The following is a 19371-nucleotide window of genomic DNA, read 5'->3' on the forward strand; positions in this document are numbered from 1 at the left end:
GGATTTAGAACTTCACCGGCATCGCTATTTCACGTCATGCTTATGTCTCTTGTGAAATCTCACTTTTTGAAAGTTGGATGAACGCGAGTATCGTAAATATCTTTTATCTCCTTTAGGCATAGGCGCCTGGCGCGCTCAACTACCTGGTCGGCGACCTGAATTTTCCATGCTCGATTGATCCAGAACCTGCCATATATCACTCCGCAGAGACCAACATGGAATTGGATTATATTTACAGCAGCCATCTGATAGCTCGGTAGTATGGAAAACACCCCTAGGCCTGGCTCTGTGCAAGCCAAGGGGCGGTGTTACCAAAGGCTATTGTCGTTTCATACGTAATCCTGGACGATTGGTAACAAGGGTTTTACTTTTCGTCCCGTATCGAGAAGTTAGCCATGTGTTCCAGGCCTTTGATCAGCGCTGAATGATCCCAGTTGCCACCACCCAAGGCGACGCAGGTGCTGAACACTTGCTGGGCGTTTGCGGTGTTGGGCAGGTTGATGCCCAGCTCCTTGGCGCCCTGCAGGGCCAGGTTCAGGTCTTTCTGATGCAGGTTAATGCGAAACCCGGGATCGAAGGTGCCCTTGATCATGCGCTCGCCGTGCACTTCAAGGATCTTCGAAGAGGCGAAGCCACCCATAAGCGCTTCACGCACCTTGGCCGGATCAGCGCCGTTTTTAGCGGCGAACAGCAGGGCTTCGCCGACAGCCTGGATGTTCAGAGCAACGATAATCTGGTTGGACACTTTGGCCGTCTGGCCGTCGCCGTTGTCACCAACGTGTGTAATGTTTTTGCCCATGGCCTGGAACAGTGGCAGGGTGCGCTCGAAGGCTTTCGGGCAGCCACCGACCATGATGCTCAGCGTCGCAGCCTTGGCACCGACTTCACCACCGGACACCGGGGCATCCAGGTAGGCGGCGCCGGTAACCTTGATTTTCTCGGCAAAAGTTTTGGTGGCGGTCGGCGAGATTGAGCTCATGTCGATTACCACCTTGTTTGGGCCGACGCCGTGGGCCACGCCGTTGTCACCAAACAGGACGCTGTCGACCTGCGGGGTGTCCGGCACCATGACGATGATGAATTCGGCTTCCTGGGCCACTTCCTTCGGAGTGGCCAGGGCTATGGCGCCAGCGTTGATTAGGTCAGTGGGCGCTGGGTCGAAGTGGGTGGACAGGAACAGACTGTGTCCTGCTTTCTGCAGGTTCTGGGCCATTGGGTGACCCATGATGCCTGTGCCGATGAAACCGATTTTAGCCATTAGAGTTTTCCTCTTTTCGATGTTCAGCTTCGGCGCCGCAGCATCATGCCCTGGCGCCGGCCATTTAGAATGCGTTGTGGGTCTTCAGCCAGCCCAGGCCGGCTTCGGTGGTGGTGAGTGGCTTGTATTCGCAGCCGATCCAGCCTTGGTAACCGATTCGATCCAGATGCTCGAGAAGAAAGCGGTAGTTGATCTCACCGGTACCCGGTTCGTTGCGGCCGGGGTTGTCAGCCAGTTGGACGTGATTGATCTTGGCCAGGTTGCATTCCATGGTGCGGGCCAGGTCACCCTCCATGATCTGCATGTGGTAGATGTCGTACTGTAGGAACAAGTTGTCGCTACCGACCTCTGCCTGGATCCCCAGGGCCTGCTTGGTGGTGTTGAGGTAGAAGCCCGGGATGTCGCGGGTGTTGATCATTTCCATAATCAAACGAACCCCGGCGGCCTGCAGCTTGTCGACGGCATACTTGAGGTTGTCGACGAAGATCTTGCGCACCGTGGTGCAGTCCTGATCCTGTTGGCGGATGCCGGCGAGGCAGTTGACCTGGGTGTTACCCAGCACCTTGGCGTATTCGATGGCTTTGTCGACGCCGGAACGAAATTCCTCGACACGGTCAGGGTGGCAGGCGATACCGCGTTCGCCCTTGGCCCAATCACCGGCCGGCAGGTTGAACAGCACCTGAGTCAGGCTGTTGTTGTCGAGCTGTTGCTTGATTTCAGCCGCGCTGAAGTCGTACGGAAAGAGGTATTCAACGCCGCTGAAACCGGCGTCGGCTGCAGCCTTGAAACGGGCGAGGAAGTCACGTTCGGTGAACAGCATGGACAAGTTAGCTGCCAGGCGTGGCATAGGCATCTCCTTTTCTGAATGAATCAGCGTCAGTTCAGCGGACGGATTGAAGTAGGGGCGTCGCTGCCAACAAGCGCCAATTCTTCAAACTCATTCACTGCGTTAATTTCGGTTCCCATCGAAATGTTGGTAACACGCTCAAGAATTACCTCAACGACCACCGGGACTCTCAGCTCAGCTGCCATTTTCTGAGCCTCGCGCAAAGCGGGCGCTATCTCGAAGGGTTCAAAGACGCGGATGGCTTTGCAGCCAAGACCTTCCACCACTGCTACGTGATCAACGCCATAGCCATTGATCTCTGGGGCGTTCATATTCTCGAACGCCAGTTGCACGCAGTAGTCCATTTCGAAACCGCGCTGCGCCTGGCGGATCAAGCCCAGGTAGGAGTTGTTCACCAGCACGTGGACGTATGGCAGGTTGAACTGCGCGCCCACCGCCAGCTCCTCGATCATGAACTGGAAGTCGTAGTCACCCGACAGGGCGACGACTTGGCGCGACGGGTCGGCTTTGACCACGCCCAATGCTGCTGGAATTGTCCAGCCCAGCGGGCCGGCCTGGCCACAGTTGATCCAATGGCGAGGCTTGTAGACGTGCAGAAACTGGGCACCTGCGATTTGCGACAGTCCGATTGTGCTGACGTAGCAAGTGTCTTTGCCGAACACCCGGTTCATTTCTTCGTACACGCGCTGCGGCTTGACCGGAACGTTGTCGAAATGGGTCTTGCGCTGCAGGCTTGCTTTGCGCTCTTGGCAGTCTTTTAGCCAGGCGCTACGGTTTTTCAGTTTGCCGGCGGCTTGCCACTCGCGAGCCACTTCAAGGAAAACGTCCAAGGCGCAACCGGCGTCGGAAACAATGCCCAGGTCTGGGGTGAAGACGCGGCCGATCTGGGTGCCTTCGATGTCGACATGGATAAAGCGCCGGCCTTCGGTATAGACATCAACGGAGCCGGTGTGACGGTTGGCCCAGCGGTTGCCGATGCCCAGCACCACATCGGATTTCAGTAGAGTGGCGTTGCCATAACGGTGCGACGTCTGCAGGCCGACCATGCCGACCATTTGCGGATGATCGTCAGGGATAATGCCCCAGCCCATCAAGGTAGGGATCACCGGAATACCCGTCAGTTCGGCGAATTCGACCAGTTTGTCGCAGGCATCAGCATTGATGATGCCGCCACCAGCGACCAGCAGCGGACGCTCAGCTGTGTCGAGCATGGCCAAGGCCTTCTCGATCTGGATGCGGTTGGCTGCCGGCTTGTGCACGGGCAGCGGTTGGTAGGCCTCGATATCGAATTCGATTTCAGCCATCTGCACGTCGAACGGCAGGTCGATCAGCACCGGGCCTGGACGGCCGGAACGCATTTCGTAGAAGGCTTTCTGAAACGCGTACGGTACTTGGCCCGGCTCCATGACGGTGGTCGCCCACTTGGTCACTGGCTTGACGATGCTGGTGATGTCGACCGCCTGGAAGTCTTCCTTGTGCATGCGCGCACGCGGCGCTTGGCCGGTGATGCAGAGGATCGGGATCGAGTCAGCCGAGGCACTGTAGAGGCCAGTGACCATGTCGGTGCCGGCAGGGCCGGAGGTGCCGATGCATACACCGATGTTGCCAGCCTTGGTACGGGTATAGCCCTCGGCCATGTGCGAGGCGCCTTCGACGTGACGAGCGAGGACGTGATCAATGCCGCCGATTTTTTTCAGGGCCGAGTACAGGGGGTTAATGGCAGCCCCAGGGATGCCAAACGCGGTATCTACGCCTTCACGGCGCATTACCAGAACAGCTGCATCAATTGCTCTCATCTTGGCCATACGTACTCCTTTGAGTTGGTCGAAATTTTTATGGTTGAGTCCAGCGACAGCACCCTGATTCGCGTCGGGCTTCGGTCGCGTCACGAAGAAACTGAAACGCACAAAATTATCGGAGGTGAGATCATTAACCTCAGCCTTTCCGGTTAAGTGTTGTTCTGCGTTTAAGTCCTGATGGGTAAAAGCAAATTTCGTTTTACCAAAGGTTTTTTGAGGCCCCAGCATTCTCCACAAGATGAATAAGTCGTTTCATTTGCATAGAAAAAGCGCTGGAGCCTTCAGCAATTCCAGGCGGGCTTTGTCAGCTTGCTGGCGCTAGCTGCACATCGGAAACGGGTTCGATGAAAGATTCTTCGTTCGGGTTTACATGACGCGCAGCGAAGATGAGAACCCCGGAGATGAAGCAGGGGAGTGCACCGAACAGGAGTGCTGCATGTTGCCAATCGCCTCCGTCGCTCAGCACAGCGGAAAAGCCCAAGCCGGCTAGAATGGCGCCGATCGGCCCCATTGCATGGACAATAGCGCTCCCGGTACCACGAATCGCGGTGGGATAGCTCTCACCAATGAAGAAGAGTGCAGCTGCATACGGCCCGTTCAAGAAGAACAGACCCAAACTGTACAGTCCTACCACCACTGGCAAGTCGCTAGGGCCGTAAAGCATTGCGGTGAAGGCCATACCACCTAACATCCAACCCAACGCAAGCGTGTTACGACGGCCGATCTTGTCTCCGATGAAACCATGGGTCAGATACCCGATATAGCCAACCACGTTCGATAGAACGAGAATAATCAACGAGTTCTCGAACGATACTTTATGAACCTCGGTGAGGACTGTAGTACCGAGCACGCCGAATACCTGAATGGCTGCCCAGTTCAGTAGAAAACCGCCGCCGAGCACCAGGGTGGGTCTCAACGATGCACCACGGAAAGCCTCGCGAATGCCGGCACGAGCGTGCTGGTCGTAGTCCAGGCCATGTTGCTTTGCGATTTTACGTGCTTCGCTATCCTGACCTGATTCGCGGAGGTTTTTAACGTGTTTGTGCAGCAGAAACTGAGGGCTCTCCTTCAGCCTGCGGGTCATGAAGAAAATCAGGATTGCTGGAAACGCAGCGAAGATAAAGCAGCCCTGCCAGCCGATAATCGGTAGCAGCAGCGCAGTCAAGCCCGCTGCCATCAAGGCGCCGATTGGCCAGCCGCCTTGTACCAGGCTGTAGATAAACCCTTTACGCTTGTTTAGCCGAGGATCATTGGCCGCTGAGTAAAGCTCATTGAGGTAGGTCGCGTTGACTGTTTCTTCTGCATACCCAAGGCCTGACAAGGAGCGTATCAACACCAAGGGCCATTTGCCGAGCGAACCACCTAAAGCAGTTAAAGCTGAGCAAACTGCCGCGCCCGCCACCGTAAACAGCAAACCGCTTTTCCTTCCTCCACGGTCAAGGATCGGCCCGATGGCGAATGCAACTACGGCAGTTCCTGCAGCGATCAACGTTGCGATTTCTGCTTGTTGAGTAATGTCCCAGTTATAATGAGCTCCGATCTCGGGCAGCAGCGTACCGAATAGAATGAAGTCATAAACAGCGAATACCCATGCGAAGAACGCGACGGTGGTGGCACGCTTTACGTCACTGGGAAGAATGGGCTCAAGTTTAAATGTACTTGATGCCAAGGGTTTTGCTTGGTTAGCCATTTTGTTTAACCTCTGCGCGTTTAAATTAGGGCAGAAAGAAAAAGTCATTAAAGCAAGCGGGCTCCAACGGCCACACTCTAGCGACTAGCATTATTGTTGTTAGGCTGTGTTACGAGATGGATCAATATTCGATGAGGTATCATCGATTAAATCATATAGTCTCCACCATTAGGATTCATGGTCGCACCCAGGAAGTAAGAACCTTCATCGGACGCTAACAAAACGGCGCAGGGGGCAATTTCGGAAACTTCCGCCACGCGCCCAATCGGTAGTTCGGCGATTTTTGCCTCCCGGAAAGTTGCCGGGAGACTACGGAATAGTTCGGTATTGGTCGGGCCCGGGCAAATAGCATTGACCGTGATGCCCTTGTCACCGACCTCGTACGCCAGCGAGCGTGTAAATCCGATTACGCCCGCTTTGGCGGCGGCGTAGTGTGCAAGCTCTTTTGCCCCTTTGTGGGCCAGTTGCGAGGCAACATTGATGATGCGGCCACTCTTGCGATCGATCATCGCAGGCAGCACTGCACGGGAGCACAGGAAGACGCTGCGAAGGTTGATCAGCATCATCTTGTCCCACATGGCGGTAGGCATGTCGACGATGAATGAGGCTGACTCGATGCCAGCGTTGTTGACGAGAATGTCGATCTGGCCAAATTCGGCGATGACCTTCTCGACTGCTGCTTGAACCTGCTGCTCTTCGCCAACGTCCGCAGTGACGGCATAGCCTCTCACGCCCAGGGCGCAAACCTGCGCCGCAGTGGCTTCAGCGTCGGCCGCTCGAAGATCCAGGATAGCGACGTCAGCGCCTTCTTTCGCAAACTCAAGTGCGATGGCTTGGCCAATGCCACGTGCACCACCTGTCACCAATGCTTTCTTACCGGTCAATCTGCTCATGAAAGAAACTCCAACACAACCTGCATTCAATGACTTTAGTGGCTTTGAACAACCAATCCGCCGTCGACGGTGATTGTTTGACCAGTGAGATACCGAGCACTGTGAGAGGCCATGAACGTGATCACATCAGCCATTTCTTCCGGCTCACCTACGCGGCCCAACGGAATGGAGCTTGCGACCTTGTCGAGGCCGGTTGCGCCGAGTGAGTGCACTTCGGAGAGGGCTTGGGCGGTGCGGATGAAGCCTGGGGCAATACCGTTTACGCGAATCCGATGCCGGCCCAGTTCAACCGCGAGGCCGCGTACCAGGCCGACTACGCCGGATTTAGCTGCGGAATAATGGGCATGCTCATCCCAGCCATAGGCGACGCCCATGATCGAGGAAACCGCGATGATGGAACCCCCTCCATTGCTCTTCATGCCTGGAACGGCGGCGCGGATGACTCGGAAAACACCTTTGAGATCGATATCGAAAGTCAGATCCCATTTTTCGTCTGTCAGGTCGTTGAGCGGGACTTTGTGGGCTATGCCTGCGTTGGCGACGATGGTGTCGATGGCGCCGTACTTTTTCTCGATATCCGAAACCAGCCGATCGCACGCGGCGGTATCGCGAACATTAAGTGGGTGGTACTCCGCGACTCCGCCACTCTCCCGGATTTGCGAAACCACTTCGCAACCCTCTGCCTCAAGTATGTCAGTGACGATTACGCGGTAGCCTTGTGCCGCGAAAGCGACCGCCGTTGCACGACCGATACCGATTCCTGCCCCCGTAATGAGTACAACTTTGGCGCAGTTCGAATTGTTATTCATTATTAGGTTCCATTTGGTTAGCTTTGTAATATTCGCTCTAAAACTTTTCAGTTCGACCTGGATACGTTCCATGGTTGCTGGAGTTTTTGGAGCTGAATCAAGCTTTATCGATGGCATGAATCATTGCAATAGCGTGCCCAATAAAGGATTCCACATGATGGACGCTCCGATCCGGGGCGCATGGCATCGCTCATTTAAGTGATTAAAAAACACTTTTTCAGGCCTTGTAGTGCTGTAAAGAGGTAGCCTGTTTTTTATAAGGATGGCTCTGGCAAGCCCTTTTGAGTGAGCGTGGATTGGTAAAGGTGCACGCTGGCGAAGCAGTTATGAAAAGCGTTCCACGATGTGGACTTGTTTGTAAGGGCCGGTGGTTGTAGGGCAGAGGTACGAGCGTTAAGGTTTCCCCACTGGAAAAGCGCCAGCCCAATCAATTCAATGTGGCCAAGTTTTAGCGATGAGTTGGAAGTTTTGGGTTAAAAGAAATTGCTCAGGCAACAGGGTGGCTTTGTTCAGGAAAAGAGAAATTGTAAATCTGCCGAATCTATCAACTCGAATAAAAAAGTAGGCCATATGACTCAGCGCATTGTCGATCTAACCCTGACGCTCTCTGATAACATGCCGGCGCACAAACTTTTCCAGCGGCCAATCGTAGCGCCTCACCTCACTCACGAAAAATCTCTCGAACTCGGTCTGGGCGTGCCAGGTGATCCGATGACGTTCGCGACCACCTTCATCAGCACACTCGATCATATTGCGACTCACGTCGATGCGTTTTACCACACCAGTCCAAACGGAGCTCCGGTTGATGAGATGCCCCTATCCATGTTTATGGGCAAGGCCGTCTGCTTTGACATGACCCACGTCCCCGATCTGGGCGACATCGATGTTGCCGATCTGGAGGCAGCCGAGGATGCCACGGGTGTGAAGGTCGACGGGCATATCGTGCTGCTGAATACTGGGTTGCACAAACGGCACTACCCCGACATCAAGGTTGTCTGGTCGAACCCTGGCCTGACCGCCGAGGCGACCCACTGGCTGGCCGACCGCGGCTCGAAGTTACACGGCGTGGAAGGGCCGTCCACCGACAAGCCTTCCCATAACCTTTTCCCCAGCCACCGTGTTTGCCGAGACAGGGGGATCACCCACTACGAGTGGCTGGTGAACCTTGAAGAATTGGTTGGCAAAGGGGAATTCATGTTCTATGGCCCCCCGCTGAAGATCAAGAATGGCAGCGGCTCCCCTGTGCGCGCCTGGGCTGTTCTCGACGAGTAACTGAACTTTCCAGTATCAGGGCGATGAGCTTCATCGCCCTATATCAAGTCAGGTGATGATATGAATGATTCGATCGATCAGGATCAGCGAATCCCGATAACTCTTCTCACTGGGTTTTTGGGCGCCGGCAAAACGACGTTGGTTAACCGAATCCTGTCTAACCCCAATAAGGAGCGGGTGGCGGTCATCGTCAACGAGTTCGGCGAGATCGGAATTGATGGCGATCTGATCAGCCGTGCTTCGGATGACATGCTCGAACTGAGCAACGGATGTATCTGCTGTTCGAGCAAGGACGACTTAATCGAGTCGCTGTATAAGTTGTACATGCGCAAATCCGGACTGCTCGAGCCGAAGATCGATTTCGACCGGATCGTGATTGAAACGACGGGGCTCGCGAACCCGGCGCCCTTGGCGCAGGCGTTCTACACCGACATGTCACTGAGCCTGACCTACCGGCTGGATGCAATCGTTACGCTTGTAGACGCCAAGCACATTAGCCTGCAGCTGAGAGACTGTCCTGAGGCCGAGCGACAAATCGCTCTGGCAGACAAGGTGGTGTTGAATAAGCGCGACCTGGTGAGCGATGATGAATTCGGCCAGGCCCTCGCCGCAGTTTCAAAACTAAACCCCTTCGCGCCAAAGGAGTTCACCTCCTTCAGTGAGATCGACATAGACCAGTTGCTTCGTGGGTCGTTCTTTGATCCGGCGACCAAGAACGCCGACCTGAGTGGCTGGCTCGGGGGTAAGGAGCCGGAGGGGTGCGAGCATCACGGGGCAGATTGCCATTCTTGCCACCCTCACAAAGGCCATCACCATACCGATGTGTCGGCCATAAGCCTGCGCGACTCGCGCGAGGTCGATTACCAGGAACTGATGAGCTGCCTCCTTCAGTTGACGGAGGAGTACGGGCCGAATCTCTACCGCATCAAGGGATTGATCAGGTTCAGCGGAGTAGGGCGGCCAGTGGTGCTCCAAGGCGTCCAAAACGTGTTCAGTCCATTGAGCTACGCCGATGCCTGGCCTGGAGGGGTAGCCGAAACTCGTCTGGTGATCATTGGCAAGGAGCTCGATCACAACAAAATCAGGGAACGGTTTGAGGCGTGCATCGCGAAAGCGCAACCGGTGCTGGATCGAGCTCTGGGAATGATTTGACTCTGAAAAAGGCGCATCAAAGTATGACTTCTTACCCATTCCGCTCGGCTCTGGACTTGCGTAACGCTATCACGAGCAAAGAGATTTCGCCCGTTGAGGTTGTGACGGCGGCCATCGATAGGATGCAGTCACTAGAACCACAGTTGAACGCATTTGTGACCCAAACTCCCGAACTTGCCTTGAGCGCCGCACGGGCTGCCGAGAAAACCGTGATGGCGGGGGAAAAGCTCGGCGCGCTGCATGGCCTCCCCATTTCGGTCAAAGATCTTATCTCGGTTGGCGGTGTGCGGCAGACTTTTGGGTCGCGTGTCATGGCTGAAAATGTCGCCGCCTCGGATGCCCCTTCCGTGGAGCGGATCAAGGCCGCAGGTGCCTGCATCATCGGGACGACCACCACCAGCGAATTCGGCTGCAAGGCGGTCGGCGATTCACCCATGACGGGAATCACTCGCAATCCGTGGAACCTGGGCAAGACCCCGGGAGGCTCAAGTTGCGGGGCCGCTGCCAGTGTAGCGGCCGGTGTGACACCCTTCGCTCTGGGCACAGATGGCGGCGGTTCGATTCGCACACCTGCGTCGTTCACGGGTTTGGTCGGTATCAAGGCTCAGTTTGCCCGGGTTCCGGTCTTTCCAACATCGGCGACGCCGACCTTGGCCCATGTGGGCCCACTGGCCAGGACAGTGCGTGACAGCGCGTTGCTGTTAGGGGTGCTCTCCGGCTTTGATCGGCGTGATCCGTTCTCGGTGAGCAGCGATGTCCCAGATTATTTAGCAGCCTGCGAGCTTCCCGTTAAAGGAATGCGTGTAGCCTGGAGCCCGACGTTAGGCTTTGCGAAACCTGATTCCGAGATCCTCCGGATCACTGAAAACGCGGTGAGGATCCTGGAAAAGTTGGGTTGTGAAGTCATCCAGTTGGAGGAGGGGATTGGTATTGATCCCGCCAATATCTGGTTGTCCGAGTTCTACGCCGGCATCAGCACCCGATTGAGCGGGGCCATGCGTGATTCGCGAGATCTGCTGGATCCTGCACTTTGCGAAGTACTTGAGGCGGCCGGAGGCCAATCCTTCTCTTCTTATTACGAGAACGTCTTTGCACGTTACGCCTTTCGTGAAAAGGTGAGCGCGCTGTTCGAGTCTTTTGATTTGCTGCTATCGCCGACCGTACCTATTGCGGCTTGTGATGTCGGGGTGGACGTTCCCCCCCAGTTCGGTGGTCGAAGCCTTTGCACTTGGCAGTACTACACCTATCCATTCAACGTGACAGGGCAGCCGGCGGCATCGGTTCCGGTGGGCTTCACGGCGGCAGGCCTGCCTGTCGGTCTGCAGATGGTCGCAAAGGTGAACCAGGAAAAAGACATCTTCCGGGCCGCCTCTGCATTGGAAGGTGAACAGTGCCTCTGGGATACAGTGCCGCCGGGGTTCGCGCAGTAGCCTCTGAAAGTCGTGCATGAAAAAGGCCAGCTTGGGGAAGCTGGCCTTTTTGTCTATCGGGAAGAACCTAATTCATCAAACCACCTGATTGGTAGATCAGATTCTGGATTGTCCGAGATTCCTGCCGGAGCAGTGAGATGATCTCTTGGTGTTTCGCTGTCGAGATCGAGTCGCAGACCAAAGTGACGCTGAGGGCGCACAGTGGAGCGCCTTTGTGATCGTTGATCACTGTACCCACTCCGCTGAAGCCAGGGATCAGGTTGCCGTCATGTACCGCGTAGCCGATATCTTGCGATTGGCGAATGATCTTCAACAGTTTCGGTGTAGAGAGGCCGCCGTATTTGATGAGGCGCTTTGCATTCAAATCGCAGAGGCGGGAGATTTCATCGTCCGGCAGGAGCATCATTAGCGCCAGGCTTCCAGCACCTACCCCCAGTGGCCGGTGAACCCCGATTTCGATGACGGGTGCGTTTACCGGCCGCATGCCTTCGACGCGCTCGATGGAGATTGCATCGCGATTGCTTCTGATAGTGAGGAAGGCCATCTCGCCAGTGGCCTCTGCCAGGCGGGCCATTGAAGGGCGGCACAAGGTCTTAAGCTTGAATTGTGTAGCGGCAGTCAGGCCGAGCTCGAAAAGCCCGTGACCAAGCATATAATGCCGTGTTACCGGATCCTGCATAACCAACCCCTCACGCACCAGGCACGAGAGTATTCGATGGATAGTCGGACGTTCGAGTTTCAGGATGGTAGAGAGATCGGAGAGGCGAAGTCCTTGGTCGTTATAGGAGGCAATCTCGCGCAGGATATTGGCTGCGCGCTCGATACTTTGAGTTCCAGAGGGCTTGCCGCAAACGGGCTCGATCGTACAGGGAGCGTTATTGTCAGTCGCGAACATGGGTAGTGTACCCCCATACAGTAAAAGATTGTCTGTTAAGCGGAAACCAGCGACTACCTTCCTGGTGCAGAGCGTTGGTTTCCAATCACACGCTTTAGCCTGACTAATGCGTGAAAATCCAATAAGCAGAAACAACAAAACTTTCATTGCTTTGGGTACGAGCTACAGGATCTCTGCATTAGCGCCGTAGAGTATTTATTTATATGTTTCAGCGACTGCCGAGATCATCGGCCTCGCTCAAAGCAGTGCTCAGTAAACCATCATGGTGCCCGTCACGCCAGCTGCTTAGAAGCCCCGAGAGACAGTGACTTCACTCACTGTCTGAATCCGCTGCATCGTTTCCATAGGATTGCGCTGCCGATGCATCGCATCCTGGAGTCCACCATAGCTGATGCACTGCACTTGGTGAATGCCATGCTTGATGATGTGAACACCGTCTATCCGGGCTTCGAGACTCGCTTCGAAATTGAGGGTGTGTCTGGTGAGGAGGAGGAGGATGCAGAGTCTACTGCTGAGCCCGTATAGGCGCCGAGACATCCGCCGTTTGCTCAGACGCTACGATGAAACCACCTACTTGAATGCCTTGAGGAAGCGTGGTTCACCGCTCCTCAAGAACCTCGATTTAGGTTGACTGACTTCCTCAGGGCGTGAAGCGGTCGTTGGCCTAGGCAGCCCTGATCGTAAACGCAAATCGATAGTGTCCGCTCGACGCTTTCCAGTTGGTGTCACGCCAACGTTAATTCACTGTCTTTGATATTCGCAATCGGCCCCAGGATCGAAGCGTCGAATTCGTCTAGGGCGGCGTGGGTTGCCAGGCGGCAGGGAAGATCGGGGTTGGCCAGAGCTGCCTTGCCCAGCGCGATCATATCGGCGCCATCTCGTAACACCTGCTCAGCGCGTTGCGATATATCCAGACCACCATTGGCGATGATCGCCTTCTGCGGCGCATACCGGCGCGCCAGCTCAACCAGGCTTGCATTTCCATCTACGAACGCCGGTTTCCAAGCCTCAAGCTCCGTCACATGGATGAAGTCTACGCCGGCGTCGTTGAGCGAGCCAAAGATGACCTCGGCGGCTGCTTCGCCTTCAGGCCATTTATGTTCGTAGTCATTCACCTTGCTCTGGGAAATGCGTACACCGACGGGAGCAAGCGTGCCGATAGCGGCTCTGACTGCCTTGATGACTTCCAGTATCAGAGCGATCCGTCCTGCGACATTACCGCCCCAGCGGTCGTCTCTCTGATTGGTGTAGTCGGTCAGGAATTGATCAAGCAGATAGCCGTTCGCCCCATGGATTTCAACACCGTCGAAGCCAGCGGCACGAGTTGCCAGCACCGCCGCTTGTGCGAATCCCGCGATGGCATCGGCGATGTCCTCATCACTCATCGCTTGGGGTAGCGGATACTGTCCCTCACCGTAATAGAACTTCATCTGCGTTCCTTTCGGTCGAACGGACGAGGGTGCAGCGGTAGCAGTTTTAAAGCGGTTGCCCTGATTCAGCGCTCCAGCGTGCATGAGTTGTGCGAATACCGCGCCATGGTGGGCATGAACAAGATCGGTCACACCACGCCAGGCCTGAGCCTGCTCGACATCGCTGAGCCCCGGTTGGAAGGGGTAACCCTGAGCATACCTCTGATCGGTGTACAGCCCTTCGGTAATGACCAGACCAAAACCGCCTTTGGCGAATCGCTCGTAGTAACGCGCCATCTCAGCGGTAGCCCGGCCCGCCTCGGTAGCACTGACGCGAGTCATGGGGGCTACGGCAAGACGATTTCTCAATCTGAGGCGGCCAATATCATACTGAGTTAAAATCTGCTGGTTGTAGTCAATCATGTGGTCAGTCCTCCTTTATCCAAGATGCTGTTAGATAGCGATGTAGAGGACAATAAACTTGGCTGGAACCGCTGAGAAGCCAGCAAAAACGATAAGCCGCTTTATCAAAAACGGATGTAATAATGCAGATTCCAGATGTGGAAGTGTTCAGCGCCATTGCCGAAAGCGGCAGTCTTTCGGCAGCCGCTCGACGACTCGGCCTGGCCCCCATGACAGTATCTCGCAGGCTGGCATCGCTTGAGGGTGAGCTAGGTGTTCGGCTGTTTCATCGAACAACTCGCTCCGTGTCACTGACAGACGAAGGCGAAACATTTCTCCCCTTTGCAACGACGCTGTTAGAAGCCAGTGAGGGGGCGAGGGTCAGTTTGAAATCCAATGCCGGAGCTGCCAGCGGAGTCTTGAAAGTAACTGCCCCCACAGTGTTCGGACAGGCAGTGATCATGCCGCTGATTCCCGCCCTCTTGGCAGAACACCCGGCGCTGCGGGTTGATCTGACATTATCAGACAGCATTGTGGATATTGTCGGTCTTGGGATCGATGTCGCGGTTCGCATCGCAACCCCGCGAGACTCGGCTTTAATCGCGCGCCCCCTCGCACCGAACCCTAGAGTGCTGTGCGCCAGTCCGAGGTATCTGGAGCGTCACGGCATACCCGCTACGATGGACGCACTATTAAGCCACCGCCGCATAGCTTTGCATGGGATGCCTTTCTGGCCATTCATGCGTGACGGTGAAGCGGTTTCCATGCGGGCGGAGGGCGTTTTTTCGGCCAACAGTGTCGAGGCGGTGCGCACGGCGAGTAGGCAAGGCTTGGGGATGGCGATGCTCACGTACTGGGACATCCGTGATGATCTGGCTGCTGGAAGCCTTTGCTTAGTTGAATTGGAGGATGTTGACCCGGAACAACTTTTCATCACCGCAATATTGCCCACTCGTCAGCACGTGCCGCATAGAGTAGGAATGTTCCTTCAGCGCTTGGAGGCGGTGCTCAAAGCGTGAGCTGCCAGCCACCGGTCTCTACCCATGCGCCATGCACGTCCTTATAAAATTGATTTAACAGTCCTGGAGTGCTCGAGTTTCCCATAAGCCTGCGTCTTGACTGCCGAGACCACCTAGCAAGCGCAAAATACACAAGAGTTATGTGTTTATACCTTTCACCCTGAGACAACGCCCCAAGACTCGCCATGTACCAGTCCATTTCATAATCAGTCAATTTATGGAAATTCTTCACAGCTTGTTTCTTACAGAACCCCTTAAGGACTGGACGTAACCCTGTTTTACAAACCTCCCGGCGATAGAAATCAATGAACCTATTTATCACGACTTGCGCCATGCCAAACTGACATGAGGCATCACGAGGCGATGACAAAAATGGACGCCAAGCAGGGATTACCATCCAGCTTTCGTAGGGCTTCAATGGGTTCGGCAGGAATTTCAAGCTCACTGTAGGGGCGCACCAATCAGGGCTGGGAGAGCTAAAGAACTCCCCATAATAACGGTGCAGATCCCGAGCCCGCAGACTCAATGGCGACAAGCCTTCGGAGAAGCACCAATTGAGAAGACGCTCGAGATGTATGGTCTCGAAGTAATAGGCCTCATTGGCTTGCTCTGGAGGCCAGCTGTGGGCGATCCAAGCAAGGTAACGCTGGCAGTACCATAAGCTAACGAATGGAAAGCAGGACTCATCTACAGCTGCAAACCGAGCTAGCAGTTCGTGATTCTCGGGAAATTGAACCAAACCAGAGGGTCGCCACTGGGCGTACGGGCAAAACATCGGAAAAGGGACAAATGGTGACACCATGCGGACACCAGCATCGTAAGATCATTGATCGAGTTACGAATATTGTAGACGCTGGCGGAGTGCGTTACCGGGCGACACCGATCAATGAGTGCCAGCGTCAGGTCAAGGCGAGGCATTGTTGGCTAAGTCATTGATATTTCACCCGACACAGGTTCATGAAAAAACCGGCACAGAATGGTGAAAATGAACACTGATGAACATATCTAACATAGCACATCGTTTAACATAATATACATTACACGTAATGGCGTATTCTGGGATCCGCCCAGTTGCACGCACATTTTGAGGAGAAGATTTCCCCTCAACCCTCAACCCTCAACCCTCAACGACTTAACCACCAACCACTCATTCACGTGCCAGCGTCTCAATCAACACCGAATGCTCCGGAAACCGCTCGCCAAGCTTCCTCCGATTCCCCATCTCCATATCCGCATAATCAAACCCTGGTGAAACCGCCTCACTAATCAATCCGTATCCCGCGAACCCATCCAGCAGCTGCGAAGCTTTCCAGATTCCGCCAGGCACGTGCAGCTGTAAACATTCTCCTGCGAGCATATCGTTGCCCATCACGACAGTTTTCAACGTGCCGTCCGGATAAATCAGGCTGTACTGAATCGCGTCGCCCAGATGGTAGTAATGCACGATGTCGGAACGGTTCAGGTGAAAGTAGCCGATCGGTGAATCGCGGGTCAGCAGATAATAGATGGAGCTCATCAAATAACGATGACGGCCAGCAGTCTCGACTGTTGAATGATCGGTCTGGAAGGTTCTGCGATAGAATCCACCTTCCATGTGGGGCTGCAGGTCGAGTGCGGCGACCACGTCTTGAGCCTTGGGAGTCTGGTTGTCGCGTCTGTTTTGAGCCATGGGACAAGCCACCTGCCAGTGATTGGAAATATAACCAGTAATTATAATTAAACTAAACATCTATTTAGTTGAGTTATATATCAACCCGTTTATTACCTTGTGTCAGATTCAACTACCCTTCCCAACCCGAGCACCCGTTTTGCGTTGAATGTGGCATCAGCGGACTTAGTCATCCACCCCGGGACTGATCCAGTTCCGGGATTTCTTGCTAGCGCATTCGCGCACTACTGACCGCACCGCGCGCCATCTGCAATTCTTCGCCTATCAACCACCGTGCATAATAGTCCTTCAGCTCCTCCTCCCAGCCAATCACTTCATCCAGCAAATGCTCAGCGTGTTCGCGAGTCAGCGCAAAGTGGCTGTGATGACTGAGCAAATTGGCACGGCTGATCTGATTGCCATCCCGACCCACTGCCATGGCCAAGGCCTGGGCAGGACCTTCATCGACTATCGGCAGCACGTCGTACATGGGCGAAAGGCGCCACTGCCCCCCAAGCCAGATGATCGAGTGGTTGCGCGGGTGGTCGTCGCTGTTGCCCGCCAGAGCGTTGTAGCACATGCGTTTGAACAGCTCTTGCAGATCCACGTCCGGGACACCGCGCCGGCGCATTTCATCGGCGACGGCCGCATAGCGCCAGTCACGGTGATATTGCTCGTTCCATTCCGCATCCAGCAAGGTCAGTGCACTGAGCATCGGGATGCGCCTGGCGCCTTCGGCCAATGGGGTGCGGTCGAAGCGTTCGATCAATAACGTGGAGGGGCTTTGTGCATGCAAGGCGGTGTTGGCGACGTTCAAACCCTTGGATGCGGCGAAGGTCATGCAGGCATATTCGATGGCAGGGAAATCATACTGGTCAAACCGGTCTCGGGGCTTGGCCAGAATCAGCATCCCGTGGTCCTGCAACGTTCGCTTGGGTCGCGCACCGCCCAGGGAGGATCGTTGCTGGCGGATGTTCAGCATTGCGATGGATTGTTCATCCAGTTGTCCGTCATAGACCGCTTCGCAGGCTTCGATGAATTTTGCCAAACCTTTTAAAGTCGGGACCGCACTGTCTCCCAGGCCGTGGGTAGGCACAGTCGCTGTTCCGGCCATGAGATTGCCGACTCGGTCGTTGTTCGGCGACTTGAGCAAAAAATCGATGGGCGCCATTACTTGACCAAACGCGCGCTGGAGCAAGCGCTCTCCCCATCCGTCCGGCATGGCGTCGTTGATAAAGCCCGGTATGCCTCGGTTCTTGGTAATGCCGGTATAGGCTTCAGCGCGTAACGGATAGTTGATGGGATCGGGCACCCAGTCGCCACGCTCTACATGGTCGGGCGCATAAATGAATTCGCCGGACTTCCCCTGCAGGGTCAGCCTGCCAAGGGTCAGGAGTTCTCCGCTGTCCGGGTGCTCCATGTAGATATAGGCACGGGACATCAGAAGTCCTCCGCTTTAGGTTTGCGCAGCCGCACACGCCTGGAGGCAATGCTCTGGTGAGCGTCCTCATCGGTGACATACCGGGTTATCTGCGAGGTGGTTTCGATCCCGTCCAATGAGGCGAAAACCGATTCGTTGATCCCAAGGCGCCACAGGACCAGCATAAATGATCGCAGGTCGACCAATTCCGACCCGTTCTCGATTTTGCGCAACGTGTGCTCGGAGATGCCCAGCGTTGATTTGAAATCCGATTGGCGCATGCCCGACGCCAAGCGCCTGGCTTTGACCAGAAGCCCGATTTTACTGAGGGTGTCGGCACAGGCGACGGGAAAAAAGTCTTTCATTATACGCACCAGAATGAGCGTTATCCTTCATAAGGTTAACGATAGCACGTATTAAGATTTAATCTTTTATATTAATAGCGACCGTGGTGAGTCTTATATTGGATAACACTCACCTGGGTGAGTGTTATTTTAGCGACAGCTACGCTTGAGCGTCTCACTGGGCAACTCTTGAAACAACGCCCGATAGCTGCTGGAAAACCTGCCCAGATGCCAGAACGACCACTGCATCGCCACTTCGGCCACCGTGGTCTCCGTGGGCGAGCGCTTGAGCAGTTCACGGTGTGCGCTGTTGAGCCGGCGCAAGCGTAGCCAATGGGTGGGCGTCATGCCGGTGTAGGCCTTGAAGGCCTGTTGCAACTGACGCAGGGACACTCCCGCCACCTGGGAAAGCTCCAGCAGGTTGAGGGTTTCTTCCGGAATGTCGGCCGCCCATTCACCGATACGCTTCATGACCGCACGTTCTTCGGCGCGGCGCCGCAGACCTCCGCGATCCAGGCAGACGCAGGCGTTGTCGAGGATGTACAGGCAGTCCTCCAGCAATTGCTGGGTCAATACCTCTTTGCTCGGCGGATCGAGTGTCTGCGTCAGCCGGGTCAGGGTTCCGCTCAGCCAGCGGCTGAACAGCGCGTTCTGCCCCGAGTTCAGCGGCGCCATGAACAGCCCTTCGAGCCGGGCGACATTCAAACCGTGCCGCTGAACGAACGCCGGGCCGAACACCACGGCGATTTCCTGGTAGTTCTCCGGGGTGATCCAGATGTTGCGGCTTTCTTCATTCAGCACGTACAGCGCGTTGTCGCTGCGATCGAAACAGAACGCCAGCGAGCCCTCGGGCGCACTGAAATTCTGCTCGACCCGGGTGTTCATGTGTTCCTCGTAGATCTCCACGCCTTGCAGGTCCAGGTAGCGCACCCGCCCGGCGAAGTGCCCCGGCGACATCTGCTGGTAGTGCTGGACCCAACCGGGTGTGGCGCGGATTTGCTCGGCGACATCGGCGGTGTTGAAGGCTTGGACTTGTAAGGGATTGCACGCTGTCATGGGTGACCTTACGCACTCGTTTGGTGCG

At 55.4% G+C, this 19371-nt stretch carries 17 protein-coding genes; 5 read left to right on the top strand and 12 right to left on the bottom strand.

Annotated elements, in window-relative coordinates:
- Positions 1-364 precede the first annotated feature (364 nt).
- The 6 genes from PMA3_RS14635 to PMA3_RS14660 form a co-directional block, all read right to left on the bottom strand.
- Positions 365-1258 (bottom strand): 2-hydroxy-3-oxopropionate reductase, encoded by an 894-nt coding sequence (locus tag PMA3_RS14635; RefSeq protein WP_064677822.1) that lies wholly within the window; start codon positions 1256-1258, stop codon positions 365-367.
- 64 nt (positions 1259-1322) lie between these two features.
- Positions 1323-2105, bottom strand: a complete 783-nt coding sequence (gene hyi, locus PMA3_RS14640; RefSeq protein ID WP_064677823.1) for a hydroxypyruvate isomerase — start codon at positions 2103-2105, stop codon at positions 1323-1325.
- 29 nt (positions 2106-2134) lie between these two features.
- Complete coding sequence (gene gcl, locus PMA3_RS14645) at positions 2135-3910, bottom strand: glyoxylate carboligase (RefSeq protein WP_064677824.1); 1776 nt, start codon at positions 3908-3910, stop codon at positions 2135-2137.
- Positions 3911-4208: 298 nt separating this feature from the next.
- Entirely contained in the window at positions 4209-5594 is a 1386-nt protein-coding gene (locus PMA3_RS14650) for an MFS transporter (protein ID WP_064680712.1), read from the bottom strand.
- Between the two features lie 146 nt (positions 5595-5740).
- Positions 5741-6487 carry an SDR family NAD(P)-dependent oxidoreductase gene (locus PMA3_RS14655; RefSeq protein ID WP_064677825.1) on the bottom strand — a complete coding sequence of 249 codons (747 nt, stop codon included), beginning with the start codon at positions 6485-6487 and terminating at the stop codon, positions 5741-5743.
- Positions 6488-6522: 35 nt separating this feature from the next.
- Positions 6523-7296 carry an SDR family NAD(P)-dependent oxidoreductase gene (locus tag PMA3_RS14660; RefSeq protein ID WP_064677826.1) on the bottom strand — a complete coding sequence of 258 codons (774 nt, stop codon included), beginning with the start codon at positions 7294-7296 and terminating at the stop codon, positions 6523-6525.
- A gap of 570 nt (positions 7297-7866) precedes the next feature.
- On the opposite strand from PMA3_RS14660, the gene PMA3_RS14665 reads away from it, so the two are divergent.
- From PMA3_RS14665 to PMA3_RS14675, 3 genes are read left to right on the top strand one after another with little or no spacing between them, the layout of a single operon-like run.
- A complete protein-coding gene (locus tag PMA3_RS14665; RefSeq protein WP_064677827.1) occupies positions 7867-8568 on the top strand; it encodes a cyclase family protein in 702 nt (233 codons plus the stop codon).
- A 60-nt stretch (positions 8569-8628) separates the two neighbouring features.
- Entirely contained in the window at positions 8629-9720 is a 1092-nt protein-coding gene (locus tag PMA3_RS14670; RefSeq protein WP_064677828.1) for a CobW family GTP-binding protein, read from the top strand.
- On the top strand, positions 9717-11150 hold the full coding sequence (locus PMA3_RS14675; RefSeq protein WP_237140720.1) for an amidase: 1434 nt from the start codon (positions 9717-9719) through the stop codon (positions 11148-11150). Before PMA3_RS14670 ends, PMA3_RS14675 begins: the two co-directional genes overlap by 4 nt.
- A 67-nt stretch (positions 11151-11217) precedes the next feature.
- On the opposite strand, the gene PMA3_RS14680 is transcribed toward PMA3_RS14675, so the two are convergent.
- Positions 11218-12045 carry an IclR family transcriptional regulator gene (locus PMA3_RS14680; protein WP_064677830.1) on the bottom strand — a complete coding sequence of 276 codons (828 nt, stop codon included), beginning with the start codon at positions 12043-12045 and terminating at the stop codon, positions 11218-11220.
- A gap of 360 nt (positions 12046-12405) precedes the next feature.
- Between PMA3_RS14680 and PMA3_RS30805 the strand changes: the two genes are divergently transcribed.
- Complete coding sequence (locus tag PMA3_RS30805) at positions 12406-12570, top strand: hypothetical protein (protein ID WP_193408124.1); 165 nt, start codon at positions 12406-12408, stop codon at positions 12568-12570.
- A gap of 200 nt (positions 12571-12770) precedes the next feature.
- On the opposite strand, the gene PMA3_RS14685 is transcribed toward PMA3_RS30805, so the two are convergent.
- Complete coding sequence (locus PMA3_RS14685) at positions 12771-13877, bottom strand: oxidoreductase (protein WP_064677831.1); 1107 nt, start codon at positions 13875-13877, stop codon at positions 12771-12773.
- A 122-nt stretch (positions 13878-13999) separates the two neighbouring features.
- Between PMA3_RS14685 and PMA3_RS14690 the strand changes: the two genes are divergently transcribed.
- Complete coding sequence (locus tag PMA3_RS14690; protein WP_064677832.1) at positions 14000-14875, top strand: LysR family transcriptional regulator; 876 nt, start codon at positions 14000-14002, stop codon at positions 14873-14875.
- Positions 14876-16022: 1147 nt separating this feature from the next.
- On the opposite strand, the gene PMA3_RS14695 is transcribed toward PMA3_RS14690, so the two are convergent.
- The 4 genes from PMA3_RS14695 to PMA3_RS14710 all read right to left on the bottom strand — a co-directional run bounded on the left by PMA3_RS14695 (position 16023) and on the right by PMA3_RS14710 (position 19343).
- Positions 16023-16544: a cupin domain-containing protein gene (locus tag PMA3_RS14695; RefSeq protein ID WP_064677833.1), complete on the bottom strand. Its 522-nt coding sequence runs from the start codon at positions 16542-16544 to the stop codon at positions 16023-16025.
- Positions 16545-16752: 208 nt separating this feature from the next.
- Positions 16753-17964: a type II toxin-antitoxin system HipA family toxin gene (locus PMA3_RS14700; protein WP_064677834.1), complete on the bottom strand. Its 1212-nt coding sequence runs from the start codon at positions 17962-17964 to the stop codon at positions 16753-16755.
- The gene (locus PMA3_RS14705) at positions 17964-18308 is read right to left on the bottom strand and encodes a helix-turn-helix domain-containing protein (protein WP_064677835.1); all 345 of its coding nucleotides are present in this window, start codon (positions 18306-18308) and stop codon (positions 17964-17966) included. Before PMA3_RS14705 ends, PMA3_RS14700 begins: the two co-directional genes overlap by 1 nt.
- A gap of 129 nt (positions 18309-18437) precedes the next feature.
- Positions 18438-19343 carry a helix-turn-helix domain-containing protein gene (locus tag PMA3_RS14710; RefSeq protein ID WP_064677836.1) on the bottom strand — a complete coding sequence of 302 codons (906 nt, stop codon included), beginning with the start codon at positions 19341-19343 and terminating at the stop codon, positions 18438-18440.
- Between the last annotated feature and the right edge of the window lie 28 nt (positions 19344-19371).

Source organism: Pseudomonas silesiensis (genome assembly GCF_001661075.1).
Lineage (GTDB): Bacteria > Pseudomonadota > Gammaproteobacteria > Pseudomonadales > Pseudomonadaceae > Aquipseudomonas > Aquipseudomonas silesiensis.